Source organism: Streptomyces sp. AcH 505, assembly GCF_000818175.1.
Lineage (GTDB): Bacteria > Actinomycetota > Actinomycetes > Streptomycetales > Streptomycetaceae > Streptomyces.
In genome coordinates this window covers 689,019-690,651 of record NZ_JTIY01000002.1, presented here as the reverse complement: position 1 = coordinate 690,651, position 1,633 = coordinate 689,019, and the positions used below count along the sequence as shown (strand labels likewise).

Annotated in this window: 2 protein-coding genes and 2 pseudogenes; all 4 read left to right on the top strand. The window is 73.6% G+C overall.

The features are described from left to right. Positions 1–244: pseudogene (locus HY68_RS45830) on the top strand (sortase-dependent protein); the annotation flags it as partial. Beyond that, positions 241–852, top strand: a complete 612-nt coding sequence (locus HY68_RS33245) for a class F sortase (RefSeq protein ID WP_041998892.1) — start codon at positions 241–243, stop codon at positions 850–852. The pseudogene HY68_RS45830 and the gene HY68_RS33245, both read left to right, overlap by 4 nt. 109 nt (positions 853–961) lie before the next feature. Next, a complete protein-coding gene (locus HY68_RS33240; RefSeq protein WP_041998889.1) occupies positions 962–1,453 on the top strand; it encodes an RNA polymerase sigma factor in 492 nt (163 codons plus the stop codon). Continuing rightward, positions 1,437–1,633: pseudogene (locus HY68_RS44335) on the top strand (hypothetical protein); the annotation flags it as partial. The gene HY68_RS33240 and the pseudogene HY68_RS44335, both read left to right, overlap by 17 nt.

Below are 1,633 nucleotides of genomic sequence, written 5' to 3'. Positions count from 1 at the left end.
CGACGCCGCCACCGCGGAGCCCGCGACGCGCGCCAGCGCGGTGCCGAGCGCCGCACCGGCCCGTCCGACCGACCGCGCGGGTGAGGTCTCCGTCGTACCGAGCGGTGCACCTGACACCGGGGTCGCGACGGCGCCCGCCGGGTCGGGTACCACCGAGGGGCTGATCGGTGCCGGCGCGGCAGCGCTGGTCGCCGGCGGCGCCGCCGTCTTCGTGGTACGCCGCCGGCGGGCGACCTTGGCATGACCCCGCTCTCCAGGCGCGCGTTCGCCACAGCGGCGATGGCCTCGTTGCTGGTGGGCTGCGGCGGTCACGGCGAAGGGCGTGCGACAGCCGCACTCCCCCGCAGTACGCCGCCGCCCGCGCGGCCGTCCGCGAAGGCGGTGCGCGCCGTCGGGCGTTCGGTCCCCGTCACCTTGCGGATCCCGGCCATCGGCGTCGACACCCCGCTCATCCAGCTGGGGTTGGCGCCGGACGGCAGTGTGCAGGTGCCACCGGTCGCGGCCCACGACCGCGCCGGCTGGTACCGGCATTCGCCGACACCGGGCCAGCGCGGTCCCTCGGTGATCCTGGGGCATGTCACCGTCGGCGCCTACGGGGACGGGATCTTCCGTCACCTCGCGCGGCTGCGGCGGGACGACCGGATCGTGGCGCGCCTGGCGAACGGTACGGCGGCGGGGTTCACCGTCGACAGCGTACGGACGGTGTCCAAGGCGGACTTCCCGACGGACGCGGTCTACGGGGACGTGGACCGGCCGGAGTTGCGGCTCGTCACCTGCGGCGGACCACGGACAGGTGACGGGTACCGCGACAACGTGATCGTGTTCGCGACCCTCAGCTCCGTGAGCCGCTGAGCCGCTGAAGGCTGACCCGCTGACCCCGCCACTCGGATCCCGGGCCGGAGGCACCGGCCCGGGGTCCTCGCCCTCTTACCCCCCACACGCATCACGACCATGGAGAACGTTGAAACGGTCCCGCGAGCAGGCAGCGTCCGAACTGTTCGCCGCCGTCTACCCGCGCCTCGCCGGCTGGTGCCGCCGGCTCGTCGACGACGACGGGACGGCCCACGAGATCGCCTCGGAGGCGTTCACCCGGCTGTGGGCGCGCTGGACGTCCGTCGCCGAGCCGCGTGGCTTCCTCTACGTCACCGCCGCCAACCTCGTCCGGGACCACTGGCGCAAGCTGGAGCGCGAGCGCAAGGCCGTGCACCGCGCCACCGCCGAGGCAGCGGTGCGTCCGCAGGAGGAACAGGCCGACCCTTCGGTGCGCCTGCTCGTGCAGTCACTGCCGGAACGGCTGCGCGTCCCGATACTGCTGCACTACTACGCCGACATGCCGATCCGGGAGGTGTCCGTGCTGACCGGGCGCAAGGAAGGGACCGTCAAGGCCGATCTCCACGCGGCCAGAGAACTGCTCCGCGCACATCTGAGGAGAAGCCTTGACCACACACTCTGACGAGGGTCCCGAGTTCGAACCCGACGACCCGCTGACATACATCCTGCGGCCCACGTCCGACTACCTCCCGCCGCCGCCCGGCAGGTTCCGGGCGGTCCGCCGGGGTGCGGGCCGCCGTCGGATGCTGCGAACGGCGGCCGGGATCGGTGTGTCGGGCGCGGTCGCCGCCGCCGTCCTCGT